Below are 14,676 nucleotides of genomic sequence, written 5' to 3' on the forward strand. Positions count from 1 at the left end.
TGCGGGCTATTATGATGGGGGCTTTATGTGGATTGATTGTTAAAGTTGCATTTTAATGACGCACATAGATCTTAGCCTAATAAAACCTTAATAAATAAATGATACAGTATGGTTAAATTAAGTTTAATTTGCCCGTTTTTAAATCCAGAGGTATGCCGATGAGTAAACATAGTAAACCCTACGATGATATCAAGTTGAGCAAGGAACATAAAAACCAACAAACTAAAAAACCACTAATGATTGGATGCAGTGGCGGCGGCGGCCATATATCAGCAATCCTAGGTATTGAACAGTCACTGAAACAGGCATATTTATCAGACACGCTCGATCTTCCGCAATACACGCCAGTATTAGCTGAGCATAAACCTCCTACAGCATCAATTCATACCGGCGCCCATATTATGCATGCTTATGGAGTAGGAAAGCCCATTCAGAAAATAATTGAATTAACCCCTTTTCCATTATTGCCTAATACCAATACGTTAGATGAAGAAATAAAAAACTTAAGTAAAAAAGAACAAAGCAATGGTTCGCGCTGTTATATTGATATGCTCCTTGATGTATATCCTGAAGGTTACGAGAGTGCTGCCGTATGGAACATATTACAGCGCAATGAAAAAACCAATACATTGAAAAAATTAATTGCCCTTCAAGGTATGAGCGATACCTTCAATTATAAAATTGTGTACAATTATTTCATGCAGAAATTACAAGAGGCGGAAGCGATAGGCTCACCCTACACTGAAGTCATTAGTACCCAAGCCATGGCTCTCCCTGCATTATGTGATGTAGTTAAGGACTATAATGCCACTCGTTCTGAAGAAAAACATATTGTGATAAATCAATACCTTACCGATCTTCCCACTTTAGGAGCCGTACACTTTTTTAATGTTCTTGCTGCATTAACTCCAGCTCAACAACGACAAATGAGATTATATGGCGTGAACATGGTCGATGATGTAATTCAACATTTCTTCCCGCAAGGTAATCATTTCAATAAAATCTATAATATACCAGCGAGCAAGAATCCCATGGTTCGCTTTGCCTTTAAAGACAGCACCTACGACAACAGCGACAAATTCAATCAGGAAGTAACACTAAACCTGCAAAAAGAAGAGCGACCTTATACAATTGCTGCTGAAGAAAAAATCGCCTCAATTATGCTAGGAAGCCAGGCAAGCGCAGATACGGTAAAGTATATTGAGCCACTACTCAAATGTGGAGTCGAGCGTGTATTCGTATTTGGGGGTAAAAATAAAGGTATTAGTGACAAAATAGATGAACTAATTAATGCTCATCCAGAATATAAAGATCGAATTGTTCGTTTGGACAATCAAAGTGATAAAGAAATTTCTGCCTTAATGACACGTAGCAATATTGTTGTTACACGTGGAGGGGGTCTAAGTGTGATGGAGCAAATGGCAATGTCGCATAACCCCGAGCAAATTGTACTGATACATCATGCCGATGCGCGTGGGAATACTCCATTAAGTTCAGGGATTAGCTGGGAAGACAGCAATGTTGATAAGCTAATTGAGAACTTACAAGAAAGTGGTATTTATTCCCAAAAAACATCCCCTCGTCTGGCCTTACGCCATATTGCTGAAGGGCAAATTATTAATTGCATCAAAAAAAATCAAGAACAAAGTGAACTTAAAAATTTTGCGCAAAAAATACAAAACATATCGACATCTACATTGAACCAATGTGTATCATGGCTCAATGAGGGCCATGAAGATAAAGTTATAAATTACTTTAAATATTATACAAATAAAGAAAACAAACATGAAAAAAAGTACTTATCCATGGTTGAAAGTCTTAATGCTCGCTGTGATGATTGCATCGACTATTTAAGCAAACAAATTTTAGACGAGATGAAAAAACAAAATGAGTGCTATATTCACCTCGTCGAAATGGATGAAGATGTCCTTATAGTAGAGCCTCAGAATGTGGCGATTATCGTTGCCCAAGTATTAAATGGCGAATTGGGTAATGCTAGCACTGCTTTAATTGCAGCGGCTAAAAGTTATGACGCGGTTCAAACACTACAAAATACCCTCAGCTGTACTAATGAAGAGCAATCTCCATTTGAAAAGTTAAATGTATTTAAAAATAGCTATCGCAAAGAAATTAAACAGACGATTCAATCAAATCAGAGCAGCGTCTTTAAACGACTAATTGATGAAATTATTTATCAATTTGCAGTAGTGTTCAGCTCTAAGAAAGCTGAAACCTTGTTTAGCCCGACCATGGTCTTGCGAAAGGAAATGCATGATTTGAAAGATGAGACATCTATAGAACTATTTGATGGAACACCACCTTTACACTAAAGTAGCATGGCGTTTCCTAAAGGCGCCTCATATTTAGACCAGGGTTCGATTAACGCGCTCAAGCATTTGAAGGTGATGCTCATGAGGACTCTTCTATGATTATTAGAGCAAGATGATCATTATAAGAGTTCTCATCAGTTGCTTTGGTTATTCGAGAGAGGTACGCATTATCAGAGCTTTCGTAGGTAGCTGTGGCTTATTCAAGAAGGGTAAGCATTATTAAAACTATCTCAGCTCATGCTGTGGTATTCTGTAGTATTAACATAAAATAACTTAAGTCAGCACCATCAGTTACATATGATCCCACAGTGCTTATTTTCACCTATAGGAAGATCTTGCTCATGTATAAACTTTGTTTCTATGTCCCTGCCTCTCATTTAAATAATGTTAAAGAAGCTGTTTTTAATGCGGGAGCCGGCACCATTGGCAATTATTCCCATTGCGCATGGGAAGTATTAGGCGAAGGCCAGTTTATGCCTTTACACGGAAGTGCACCCTTTATTGGTGAGACAAATAAAGTCGAAAAAGTTTCCGAATATAAAGTTGAAATGGTTTGCGCTCCAGAGTGCATCCATGAAGTGATCACCGCTTTAAAAAAGGCGCATCCTTATGAAACACCGGCATATGATGTGTGTAAATTAGAAAAGTTTAGCTAAGTACATTGAACATGTAGGCTGGGTTGTAGCGCCCAGCCTACTCTTAACGTATGCCTCAACTACTTATTGCTGCGAGAAGCCCCATTGAGTGGTATGGACACTTTCATATGGAGGGGGGAAATTTTCTGCCGAGGGTGCAGTTGGTTGTGGGAACTGAGCTTGATGCTGTCCCATAGCTCCTCCATACGGATTCTGACCCGCACCAAAAAAACCTTGCTGCATCATAGGATTTTGCTGCTGTTCCGTATAATAATCTTGTGGCGGTGGCGAGACAAAACGTTGTTCTGCGACCGGAACATACACATATGCTTGGGGTGGTAAATAATAAGGAGTCTTCAACTGGCAATCAAAAAACAAGTCACCCACAGTAAGACTTGTTAGAGCACCGCTACGTAGATTTCTCACCTGTTGTAAACAGTCATTAACCTTAGCCATACTTTTATCTTTACGCGAAAAGAATGATGGGACTTCCGCATCTTTGCTATTTAAATGTTTAGCAATTTCTGCGCGAAGCGCCACTATTGCGATTTTCACCATAGAAGGATCAATGCCATTGTCTGCGAGAGCATGCTCTTCATTAGCTGTTAACCTAAAACGGAGGGGATCCTTCGGATCCATAGCAGATTTGTCTATCTGCAAAGGATTATATAAAAGGTTCATTACAAATGCCCCGATACCAGCACCAACAGTACTTAGCAAAACAGCACCTGTTAAAATCACGGCAGCAGGACTAAAACCAGCCATAATTGCTAAACTTGTCAAAGGGGCCGTAGCCAATGCCAAAGTCAGAATAGTAGAACCCGTACCAAAGGCAATAGAATTAGCCATTACCAAGGCAGCCTTTAACCAGCCTTCGTTATAGTAAAAACGCTCTGCACCTTCTAGGAAATGATTAAGCATATAATATACAGCAATGCTGGCTAATACCGCAGCAACAGCCGCCATAAGCAGTAATGCCAATGCAGCCAGTGTCTCAGAATCGGTATCAAAACAATTTCCGCCATGACCATGGTGAGCCGGGTATCCACCATGAGGATATCCACCATGAGGAAAGTGATGACCGTGACAATCATGAGTAATCGCACTTAGCATCATCCAATCAAATAACAAGGAATCACGATGTCCGTTGTAGCGATTATACTCTTTGTATATAAATTTAATTTTAACGTCAAACTGGGGAAGTTCAGGTTTAAAGTTTTCTTTCTCTAATTCAGAAAGATTTTTATAAATAGGTAATGCGTAAAAAATAGCATTAAAAGACTTGTAAACTTTGGCTTTTTCAGCCGCATCTAAACGGTAAAGACTACCAGACGGTGATTCAAGAGAATTTTGTACTGCAAGAAACATATCATTGTAAATTGATGTTACGTCCTTTGGAACGTGTTTCTGGCTTAGATAATCTTTATAATGCTGTAAGACATCACCATAAAACAACATCAATTTCTGATCAGTAAACTTACGTAGGTTTGTCATAGCTACTCCTAAAATTAAGTAGCACTAATCCCATTTAACTTAGGGCTTTTGTGTGCATTTATTGCATCCCTTATTCAGCACTCCTTGCTTTTGACTGGGGCCAAATTCAGCCCCTTTTTCTTGTTAAATACCAGTCAAAATTAAATAGAACTCGTACTAATGCCTTTCAATTTGGGCTTGATTAATTAAACTTTTTGCATATAAATCATAATCCATCATGCCATAACTAGCTTCGATCTGTTGAATGAGGCTTTCCTGTTGTTCTTTATCTAAAGTACTTAATTTTCCATCATTAATATGCTTTAGTCTTACAACAACATAATCACCATTAGGCAATACAGCACCATCGCGGCTTTCTGGTCGTAATAAGTTAAATGCCAATTCATTGATCAGAGGGTCTGCTTTATCACTATCTCGAGCGGCTTGTTCTACCGTAGTCCAAGATAGTTTATTGGCACTAAGAATCTCTTCATGGTTTTTGCCATCAACTGGGTTTTGTATGCTCATTCCAAGTGTTTTAGCCTTGGCTTCAGCACCTTGCTTGGTTAATGTGGCATGAATTTGTTTCTCAACTTCTTCTAATGTTTGCTCCTTTTCAGGAGTATGTTCACTAACGCGCGCAACAATAACCGAGTCATTATCTAATTGAATAGGCTCGCTGTTATTACTCAGCTCTAATACATCATGACTAAATGCTGCATTAATTACTTGTGGATTCTTAGTTAAATTATCTTTGCCACCAGCACGAGAGAAAGGCTGAGTCGTTTCAATTTTTAATTTCATTGTCTCAGAAACTGGTTTCAAAGAATCCGGCGATTGATAACTTAAGTCAGACAGTTGCTCTAAAGCTTGTGCATACTTAGCTTGAGCCATTTCCGTCATCAATTGCTCTTTAATCGTTGTCTCAACTTCGGATAAAGGTTTAGTTGTTACAGGTTTGTAAGCAATTAGTTTAAAAATTTCCAAACCGTGTTTGGTTTGTGCTGGAGCAGATATCTCCCCTGCCTTTGTTAAATTAGATAAAATTTTATCGTAATCATTTTGTCCAGCAGTAACCCAAGGAAGCTCCCCTTTATCAGCTATAGAAAGCTTATCATCAGACTCGGAAGCAACGAGCTTATCGAATTGGCCAGGATCTTTTTGCAATACTGCATAGGCATCATCAGCCTTTTTCTGAATTTGGTCCAGCTCATCTTTAGAAACACCTTCAGGAATTGCAAACAAAATGTGAGCAACATGCCACTGTGCTGGGGTTAAATAGTTGCTTTGATTTTCATTATAAAAACGACTTACATCGTCTTTTGATATTTTTACTTGCTTCTTTACATCATTCATAGACAAGGTTACGTATTCCAGGCTTACTTGCTCAGGAGCCATAAACTCTTTTTGATGTTGCTTGTAGTATTCAGCAACTGCACCTGCAGAAACATTTATTTGCTTTTTGAAATGTGGGGCAGGAACAACGAGGTAATCATAATCTCTATTTTGCATGTATAAGCGAATGAAACGCTCAACTTCATCAGGGAGTGCAAATGAAGTACCGATGAAAGCGAATCGCTGTTGGTTCAACAACATACCTTGGCTTACTTCATTTTGAAAACTGGATTGAGTAAATAAAGCCGCGCTGAGAGCCTGTTGATATTTTTCAGCAGAGAAATGACCGTCCTCTTGAAATTGAGGAATACTCAATATGGCAGCATTAGCTTGATTCGCACTTACGTCAAAACCATTTTTACGCGCTGCTTGGACCATAACTTCATTAGCCACCATTTGATCCAGGACTTGGCTTTGTAGTTTTTTCTCATCTTCAGCAGTCATATGTGCCGCATCTTGCATTCCGCGTGCACGCCTGTAATTTGTTTCAAAGGCTTGATAAGTTAAGGATTCGCCATTAACAAGCACTTTCGCATTTGAGGTTTGATGCGATTGAAAATAGTAATCAACTCCAAAAAGAGTAAACGTAAGGCCGATTAAAACGACAACTAGCCAAGCAACAACACCTTGTATGCGCTCATTTAACTTCTGCAACATTTCCCGAGATCCATTTAGTATAACAAAGTTTTAATGAAGTGGGATTGTAACCTAATCGGATAAAAATCTAAACAAAAAATGCTAAATTTTACAAATAATGGTACCTGATAATCCTTATTTAAAAAGCAATGAAAATCAATGTAAATGCTTTTTACAGTAAATCATGCAGCGCACAATCAGTGCAAATTAAAATCAAAAAATTTTGGAACCTCTAAAACCTCTGATGCACAAATAGAGCCCTAATGCACACCGCTTAATACAGATAAAATATGTCGCTAATTCTGTCTAATACGGCTGCATAAGGGTAACGTGATGAATTAACAGAGGATAATGAAAACGTGATTGGAAGCAACAAACCACATTATTTTATTTTTTTGAATAATGCCTTCAGATTTGAAGGCATTTTTTAGGATGTTGGCGGAGCGGACGGGGCTCGAACCCGCGACCCCCGGCGTGACAGGCCGGTATTCTAACCAACTGAACTACCGCTCCAATATGGTGGGTGCTGTAGGGATCGAACCTACGACCCTCGCCTTGTAAGGGCGATGCTCTCCCAGCTGAGCTAAGCACCCGAAATCGTCATCAATTTCGCTTTACTACTCACCAACTTATGCACTGCATAAAACTTGGTGCTCTCACTTATAATAAAAAACGCGCCGTTGAGCGCGTTTTAATAATTGGCGGAGCGGACGGGGCTCGAACCCGCGACCCCCGGCGTGACAGGCCGGTATTCTAACCAACTGAACTACCGCTCCAATTATGGTGGGTGCTGTAGGGATCGAACCTACGACCCTCGCCTTGTAAGGGCGATGCTCTCCCAGCTGAGCTAAGCACCCCAAATCTTTAAGCTTCTTGAACCGCTTCTTTCAGGTTTTTGCCTGCTTTAAATTTAGCTACTCTTGACGCTTTGATCTCAATGATCTTCCCAGTTTGTGGGTTTCTGCCAGTACGAGCAGAACGGTTACCAGTAGAGAATGAACCAAATCCAGGTATTACAACCTGATCGCCACTCTTTAAGGCATCAGTAATAGTGCTAGTAAAAGTTTCAAGCACTCTGCTTGCATCTGCCTTAGTTAAACCAGAACCACTTGCTAAAGCATCAACTAATTCGCTCTTATTCATTGCTTCCCCTATACAGTTAATCTTCCATACTCCAAGCTAATCTAACTTAAACTTAGTCAAATTAACCAGTCAAGTAGTTACATCCTTGCAACGCCCGCCAGTAGCGGGCCACGAAACGAAATATACCGTTAATTAATGGGTATGTAAATCATTATTTTTAATTTTTTTTGATTTTTTACCCGCCAAAACGGCATTCTGTATATTATCTGGACTATCTAGCCAAGGACTGCGTTGTAGAGCCAGTTCTAACACCTGTTCAATGGTCTTTACAGGGTGAATTGTTAGCTTACGCAACACATTATCGGGTATCTCTTCCAAATCTTTTACATTCTCTTCAGGGATAATAACGTGCTTAATTCCACCTCGATGAGCAGCTAATAACTTCTCTTTTAGTCCACCAATCGGTAATACTTGTCCACGTAAGGTAATTTCTCCTGTCATCGCAACATCTGCCTTAACAGGAATTTGTGTCACTACAGAGACCAATACGGTACACATACCAATACCAGCACTTGGACCATCCTTCGGTGTTGCTCCTTCGGGAACATGCACATGGAAGTCATTCTTTTCAAAGAAATCATCAGGAAGCTGTAGCTTTTTAGCCCGGCTACGTACAACGGTCATCGCTGCATGTATCGATTCTTGCATTACTTCGCCCAATTGACCGGTATGGATCACCTTACCTTTACCTGGCATCATGGAAGATTCAATAGTCAGCAACTCCCCTCCTACGCTTGTCCAAGCTAAACCAGTTACCTGGCCAATTTGATCAAACTCTTCAGCAAGACCATATCTGTACTTCTTAACACCTAAATATTTTTCAATATTACTTACAGTAACAGTTAATCGCTTCGTTTTTTTCTTGTTTGATAAAATCTCTTTGACAACCTTACGACAAACACTCGCAATATCTCGTTCCAGATTACGAACACCCGCCTCACGTGTATAGTGACGAATGATTTCGCGAATGGCACCCTCACTGATATGAATCTCATCGTTACTTAAACCATTAAGACTAATTTGCTTGGGTACTAAATACTGTTCTGAAATGCTAACTTTCTCATCTTCGGTATAACCTGCTAGACGAATGACTTCCATTCTATCTAATAAAGGTGCAGGAATTTCTAATGAGTTTGCCGTTGCAATAAACATAACATCACTTAAATCATAATCCACTTCAAGATAATGATCGCTAAATGTATGGTTTTGCTCTGGATCTAATACTTCAAGTAATGCAGAAGCTGGATCACCACGGAAGTCCATAGCCATCTTATCCACCTCATCAAGCATGATTAAGGGATTTTTTACTCCGGCCTTGCATAATTTTTGAATTATTTTTCCAGGCATGGAGCCAATGTAGGTTCTGCGATGACCACGAATTTCTGCTTCATCACGTACACCACCTAAAGCAATACGAATAAATGTACGGCCTGTTGCATTGGCAATCGATTGTCCTAAAGAAGTTTTACCTACCCCTGGAGGTCCAACTAAACATAAAATAGGTCCTTTGAGGCGTTTTACTCGTTGTTGAACTGCCAGATATTCGATGATGCGTTCTTTCACACGTTCGAGACCGTGATGTTCTTTATCCAATAATTTTTCTGCTTTAAGTAAATCAAATTGAATTTTGCTTTTCTTTTTCCATGGAACCATCAGCATCCAGTCAAGATAATTACGAATGACTGTTGCTTCAGCAGACATGGGTGACATCATTTTTAATTTATGAAGTTCCGCCATTGCCTTTTCTTTTGCTTCTTTAGGCATGCCCGCTTTATCAATAGATTTTTCCAGCTGCTCAAGCTCATTACCTTCTTCGCCAAGCTCACCCAATTCTTTTTGAATGGCTTTCATTTGTTCATTCAGGTAATACTCGCGCTGACTTTTTTCCATTTGGCGCTTTACACGGCCACGTACACGTTTTTCAACATGTAATAGATCAATTTCAGTTTCAATAGCTGACATTAAACGTTCAAGACGGGTACCAACATCCAAGGTTTCTAATAATTCTTGTTTATCATCAACTTTTAAAGTTAAATGTGCGGCGATTGTATCTGCCAGGCGACCTGGCTCCTCTATCCCTGCTAAGGGTGATAATACTTCTGGAGGAATTTTTTTGTTCAATTTAATGTACTGTTCAAATTGCGACATTAAAGAACGCATTAATATGCCAACTTCAGGCTCCTGAACGGCAACATTTACTTCATCCACTACTTCCAGAGAAGCTTCCAGGTATCCTTTTTCCTGGCTATATCCTGTAACTTGTGCACGTTGCTCCCCTTCTACCAGAACTTTAACAGTACCATCAGGTAACTTAAGCAACTGTAAAACACTGGATAAAGTACCAACATGGTAAATATCTTCTGGAGACGGATCATCGTTAGATGATTTTTTCTGCGCGACTAAAAAAATTTTCTTGCTATCAACCATAGCTGCTTCAAGGGCTTTAATTGATTTTCCTCGGCCAACAAAAAGGGGAATAACCATATGAGGATAAACCACCACATCCCGCAGAGGCAGCACTGGAATCATAGACAAATTTTCAGTCTCATTAGGCGTCACTTTATTTTCAATAGACATAACGAACCCTTATTCAAACAAAAGCTATAGTTATAATTTTAAAACAAATTTTTACTGCTCTTTAACTGAGTATAACGGTATTTGAGGAAATGAACAAAGCACTTAATAAGAATGGGGAAATTAATATAACAACTGTACTAAATTAGATTCAAGCGCCCTATCAGCTACTTGCTTAAAAGACTTAATTGACTGAATAAAAAGACATATACGACTATTCAACATTTTTTAAGTCTCTGAACCAGTAAACTGGATAAAGGCGCAGAGACTAACATAGAGAATAGTCGCAAATTAATTAGCTATTCTTTACCACCTGCTGCACTCTTCATCTCATCATGTTCATAAATAAGTATAGGCTTCGACGAATTGTTTACGGCACCCTCGTCAATTACAATTTTATTTACTCCTTCAAGAGAAGGTAATTCATACATGGTGTCTAAAAGAATATTTTCAAGTATTGCACGTAAACCGCGAGCACCCATTTTTCTTTCCAGAGCTTTTTTCGCAATCGCAACCAAAGCCTCATCTCTAAATTCTAGTTCAACTTCTTCCATTTTGAAAAGCGACTGGAATTGTTTAGTAAGTGCATTCTTAGGATTCGTAAGAATATCAATAAGTGCAGCTTGGTCCAGTTCTTGTAGTGTAGTTATTACTGGTAATCTACCTACAAACTCAGGAATCAATCCATACTTAATCAAGTCATCAGATTCTAATTGGTTCAATACTTTTGATACTTCAACACCAGAATCTTTTTTGTTTTTTAATTGTGCAGAAAAACCGATACCTGATTTATCGCTACGCTCTCGGATTACTCTCTCCAGGCCGGCAAAGGCGCCACCACAAATAAACAGGATATTTGAAGTGTCTACTTGCAAGAACTCCTGTTGCGGGTGTTTACGGCCACCTTGAGGTGGAACAGAAGCAATCGTACCTTCGATCAGTTTTAGTAAGGCTTGTTGCACGCCTTCACCAGAAACATCTCGAGTGATTGATGGATTATCTGATTTACGAGAAATTTTATCAATTTCATCAATGTAAACAATGCCCTGCTGTGCTTTATCAACATCGTAATCGCACTTCTGCAATAACTTTTGAATAATATTTTCAACGTCTTCACCGACATATCCTGCTTCAGTTAGCGTTGTTGCATCAGCCATAGCAAAGGGAACATTTAAAATTCGAGCCAAGGTTTGCGCTAAAAGAGTTTTACCACTACCTGTTGGGCCAATTAATAAGATATTACTTTTTCCAAGTTCAACGCCATCTTCGCTTTTATGCTGCAAGCGCTTGTAATGATTATACACGGCAACAGACAACACTTTTTTGGCATGTGGCTGACCGATGACATATTCATCAAGGAATTTTGAAATCTCTTTTGGTGAAGGTAAACGCACATCTGCTTCTTCATGAGCCTCATGTGTTTCTTCGCGAATAATATCGTTGCATAATTCAACGCATTCATCACACACAAATACAGAAGGACCAGCAATTAATTTTTTCACTTCATGCTGGCTTTTACCACAAAAAGAACAATATAGAACCTTATCACCACTTCCATTACTGGATTTACTCATATTCCAACCCCTTCTTACAGCCATTACCGGGAAATAGGTAACACATGTAAAATATTAGTCAATCAGAAAAAGATATGCCACTACAAATTAAGAGCTAATTTATTTGGAGCCCCGCAATGGCAGATCAATCTCTGGTTAAAGCTTGATTTAAACCGTTAAAATCAAGAGATCTACCTGCATATGGGGGCAACAAGTGAGAATTACAACTGCTCTGCTGAATTATTTGTTATTTCTCTATCGTAAAGTACTTTATCGATAAGACCATATTCAGCTGCTTGCGTAGCACTCATAAAATTATCACGTTCTGTATCACGCATAATTTGATCAGGAGTTTTTTTAGTGTGCTGCGCCATAATGTTATTTAAACGCTCTCTTACAGCTAAGGTTTCACGAGCATGAATCTCGATATCAGTGGCCTGGCCTCGATATCCACCTAAAGGTTGGTGAATCATTACACGTGAATTTGGTAGACAGAATCTCTTGCCATCAGCACCAGCACAAAGCAGTAAAGCTGCAGCACTTGCAGCTTGACCGATACATAAGGTGCTGACATCAGGCTTAATAAACTGCATGGTGTCGTAAATTGCTAAACCAGCCGTTACCACACCACCCGGAGAATTAATGTAGAGAGAAATGTCTTTTTCAGGGTTTTCAGACTCAAGGAACAGCAATTGAGCAACCACTAAATTAGCCATATGATCTTCAACTTCACCCAATAGAAAGATAATACGCTCTTTCAATAATCGTGAGTAAATGTCATAAGAACGTTCACCACGTGAAGTCTGTTCAATAACCATTGGCACCAATCCACTGGCATTGCGAATTATGTTATCTGAATATCCTGACATATAATTACTCTCCTTTTGTATTCTCAGCCTTTTTAGGATTCATCACTGAATCATAGTCCATAGATTTATGCTTAATCTTAGCATCAGCTGCTATCTTATCAGCAACTACTTCTTCCATGACTAATGCTTCAATTTCAGCAAGATTTTCTTTGCTGCTTTGGTACCAAGCACGTAATTCATCAGGATTTTCGTAAGCACCAGCAAATTTCTCAATCATTGCATTCACTTTATCTTTGTCGGCAACGATCTGATGTTTCTTAACATATTCAGAGAATAGTAAACCAAGATGAACACGGCGTTTAGCTTGTTCTTCAAACAATTCTCTTGGGAAATCAGGAATCTTTTCATTTTCATGATGCTCATGGCCAAACAGACGATGGTACATGTCATGTTTCAAGTGTTCGATTTCTTTGTCAATTAACGCTAGGGGTAAATCAATAGCATTAACTTCCATTAGTTTATCAAATAATTTCTCTCTGTTCATCATGCTAACACGACGCTCTAATTCACGAGTCATGTTGTCTTTGATGTCTTTCTTCAGCGCATCAACGCCCCCTTCCTTAATGTTAAACTTTTCAGCAAAAGCATCATCAAGTTCAGGTAATTTGCCTTCCATAATATTACGAACAGTAATTTTGAATACGGCTTCTTTGCCCGCTAATTCGTTGTGACCATAATCTTCTGGGAATGTAACTTTGATGTCGAAAGGTTTATCTTTCTTACCGCCCGTAATTCCGTCTTCGAAACCAGGAATCATTGCGCCAGAACCGATAACTAATTCGTGGCCTTCTGCACTGCCGCCATCGAATAATTTGTCATCTAAGAAACCTTCGAAGTCGATAACAACTTTATCGCCTTTTTTAACAGCACGGGAAACATCATGCCATTCTTTGTTTTGCTCACGTAGTTTATCTAACATCTCTTCGAGATCTTTGTCAGTAACTTCTGAACGAGCTAATTCAACAGTCGCTTGATTTAATTCAGCAACTTCAAACACGGGCATTACTTCAAATGTAGCCGTGTATTTAAAATCCTTACCTTTTTCTATTTCTTCAGGCTCGATGTATGGGTAGCCAGCAGGAACTAATTCGTTTTGTTGTAATGCTTCGAATAGGGTTGATTGAACCATTTCTCTAGCGACTTCTTGGCGAACGCTATCTGAGTAACGGCTAGTAACGATGTGCATAGGAACTTTGCCAGGACGGAAACCATCAACTTTAACTTTATGAGCCAGATCTTTGAGCCGCAAACTTACTTCTTCCTCAACTTTCGATGTAGGCACAGAAATAGTTACCTTGCGCTCCAAACCGTTTAGGGTCTCAACAGAAACTTGCATCAATTCACCTCTTGGATTTTTTTATAATGAAATGGTGCGAAAGGAGAGACTCGAACTCTCACGGGTCACCCCGCTGGAACCTAAATCCAGTGCGTCTACCAATTCCGCCACTTTCGCAATCAGGTTGGATTATCAATCAGTAATTCGGTCTTGTAAAGACTCAGATGAATCTTTAGCGAAAAACCTTAGTTTTCATCACATGGGGTGAACGATGGGACTCGAACCCACGACAACCGGGATCACAACCCGGGGCTCTACCAACTGAGCTACGCTCACCATAACTTAGTATAAAATGCCATCAGTTCATACTATGGGCTGGCACGCCCGGCAGGATTCGAACCTGCTACCCTCGGCTTAGAAGGCCGATGCTCTATCCAGATGAGCTACGGGCGCTTAATTTGGTCGGGGTAGAGAGATTCGAACTCCCGACATCCTGCTCCCAAAGCAGGCGCGCTACCAGACTGCGCTATACCCCGACTTACCCGTCCCGAGGACAGTGCGCACATGGTACTAACCTAAACGCTTAAGGTCAATAGCTAATTTCATATTTTTTTAAATATTTTAAGTTGCCTATATTTACTGAGACCATATTGTATAAATTAATTCTCAGTTGTCTTTTAATTCACATAAGTACCTACTCTACTTACCGAGAATTACACTTCAAACATGAATAGAGAGTTACATCTTAATAGTTTTCAGATAGCATTGCTTCATTATTTATTTCATTTAGAA

General features: G+C 39.4%; 9 protein-coding genes and 8 tRNA genes. 2 read left to right on the forward strand and 15 right to left on the reverse strand.

Going from position 1 to position 14,676, the window contains the following annotated elements; translation table 11 throughout:
- The first annotated feature begins 158 nt into the window (after positions 1–158).
- The gene (locus ACD661_RS05305; RefSeq protein WP_400186802.1) at positions 159–2,330 is read left to right on the forward strand and encodes a hypothetical protein; all 2,172 of its coding nucleotides are present in this window, start codon (positions 159–161) and stop codon (positions 2,328–2,330) included.
- Between the two features lie 341 nt (positions 2,331–2,671).
- A complete protein-coding gene (locus tag ACD661_RS05310; RefSeq protein ID WP_400186803.1) occupies positions 2,672–2,986 on the forward strand; it encodes a YqfO family protein in 315 nt (104 codons plus the stop codon).
- A 63-nt stretch (positions 2,987–3,049) separates the two neighbouring features.
- Here the strand turns inward: ACD661_RS05310 and ACD661_RS05315 are convergent, their stop codons facing one another.
- From ACD661_RS05315 to ACD661_RS05385, 15 genes are all read right to left on the reverse strand, one after another.
- A complete protein-coding gene (locus tag ACD661_RS05315; RefSeq protein ID WP_400186804.1) occupies positions 3,050–4,459 on the reverse strand; it encodes a hypothetical protein in 1,410 nt (469 codons plus the stop codon).
- Positions 4,460–4,615: 156 nt separating this feature from the next.
- Entirely contained in the window at positions 4,616–6,490 is a 1,875-nt protein-coding gene (locus ACD661_RS05320; protein ID WP_400186805.1) for a SurA N-terminal domain-containing protein, read from the reverse strand.
- A 415-nt stretch (positions 6,491–6,905) separates the two neighbouring features.
- Positions 6,906–6,982 (reverse strand) — tRNA-Asp (locus tag ACD661_RS05325).
- A gap of 4 nt (positions 6,983–6,986) precedes the next feature.
- Positions 6,987–7,062: transfer RNA gene (locus ACD661_RS05330), tRNA-Val, on the reverse strand.
- A gap of 106 nt (positions 7,063–7,168) precedes the next feature.
- A tRNA-Asp gene (locus ACD661_RS05335) sits at positions 7,169–7,245 on the reverse strand.
- 5 nt (positions 7,246–7,250) lie between these two features.
- Positions 7,251–7,326: transfer RNA gene (locus ACD661_RS05340), tRNA-Val, on the reverse strand.
- Between the two features lie 7 nt (positions 7,327–7,333).
- Positions 7,334–7,612, reverse strand: a complete 279-nt coding sequence (locus tag ACD661_RS05345) for an HU family DNA-binding protein (protein ID WP_058535483.1) — start codon at positions 7,610–7,612, stop codon at positions 7,334–7,336.
- A 132-nt stretch (positions 7,613–7,744) separates the two neighbouring features.
- Positions 7,745–10,189 (reverse strand): endopeptidase La, encoded by a 2,445-nt coding sequence (gene lon / locus ACD661_RS05350; protein WP_400186806.1) that lies wholly within the window; start codon positions 10,187–10,189, stop codon positions 7,745–7,747.
- 296 nt (positions 10,190–10,485) lie between these two features.
- Entirely contained in the window at positions 10,486–11,760 is a 1,275-nt protein-coding gene (gene clpX, locus ACD661_RS05355; RefSeq protein ID WP_400186807.1) for an ATP-dependent Clp protease ATP-binding subunit ClpX, read from the reverse strand.
- 200 nt (positions 11,761–11,960) lie between these two features.
- Entirely contained in the window at positions 11,961–12,608 is a 648-nt protein-coding gene (gene clpP / locus ACD661_RS05360; protein ID WP_252579283.1) for an ATP-dependent Clp endopeptidase proteolytic subunit ClpP, read from the reverse strand.
- A gap of 4 nt (positions 12,609–12,612) precedes the next feature.
- Positions 12,613–13,944, reverse strand: coding sequence for a trigger factor (tig, locus tag ACD661_RS05365; protein WP_400186808.1), 1,332 nt, complete (start codon positions 13,942–13,944; stop codon positions 12,613–12,615).
- A 32-nt stretch (positions 13,945–13,976) separates the two neighbouring features.
- Positions 13,977–14,061, reverse strand: a tRNA-Leu gene (locus ACD661_RS05370).
- A gap of 83 nt (positions 14,062–14,144) precedes the next feature.
- Positions 14,145–14,220, reverse strand: a tRNA-His gene (locus ACD661_RS05375).
- A 40-nt stretch (positions 14,221–14,260) separates the two neighbouring features.
- Positions 14,261–14,337 (reverse strand) — tRNA-Arg (locus ACD661_RS05380).
- Between the two features lie 6 nt (positions 14,338–14,343).
- Positions 14,344–14,420, reverse strand: a tRNA-Pro gene (locus tag ACD661_RS05385).
- Positions 14,421–14,676 lie beyond the last annotated feature (256 nt).

Origin of the sequence: Legionella lytica (genome assembly GCF_044626755.1) — a bacterium.
In the GTDB taxonomy this organism is placed as follows: domain Bacteria; phylum Pseudomonadota; class Gammaproteobacteria; order Legionellales; family Legionellaceae; genus Legionella; species Legionella lytica_A.

Excerpts from the sequence above, each read along its gene's own strand:
- ACD661_RS05305 (WP_400186802.1), top strand. The coding sequence starts at position 159 with ATGAGTAAACATAGTAAACCCTACGATGATATCAAGTTGAGCAAGGAA.
- ACD661_RS05310 (WP_400186803.1), top strand. The coding sequence starts at position 2,672 with ATGTATAAACTTTGTTTCTATGTCCCTGCCTCTCATTTAAATAATGTT.
- ACD661_RS05315 (WP_400186804.1), bottom strand. The coding sequence starts at position 4,459 with ATGACAAACCTACGTAAGTTTACTGATCAGAAATTGATGTTGTTTTAT.
- ACD661_RS05320 (WP_400186805.1), bottom strand. The coding sequence starts at position 6,490 with ATGTTGCAGAAGTTAAATGAGCGCATACAAGGTGTTGTTGCTTGGCTA.
- ACD661_RS05345 (WP_058535483.1), bottom strand. The coding sequence starts at position 7,612 with ATGAATAAGAGCGAATTAGTTGATGCTTTAGCAAGTGGTTCTGGTTTA.
- lon (WP_400186806.1), bottom strand. The coding sequence starts at position 10,189 with ATGTCTATTGAAAATAAAGTGACGCCTAATGAGACTGAAAATTTGTCT.
- clpX (WP_400186807.1), bottom strand. The coding sequence starts at position 11,760 with ATGAGTAAATCCAGTAATGGAAGTGGTGATAAGGTTCTATATTGTTCT.
- clpP (WP_252579283.1), bottom strand. The coding sequence starts at position 12,608 with ATGTCAGGATATTCAGATAACATAATTCGCAATGCCAGTGGATTGGTG.
- tig (WP_400186808.1), bottom strand. The coding sequence starts at position 13,944 with ATGCAAGTTTCTGTTGAGACCCTAAACGGTTTGGAGCGCAAGGTAACT.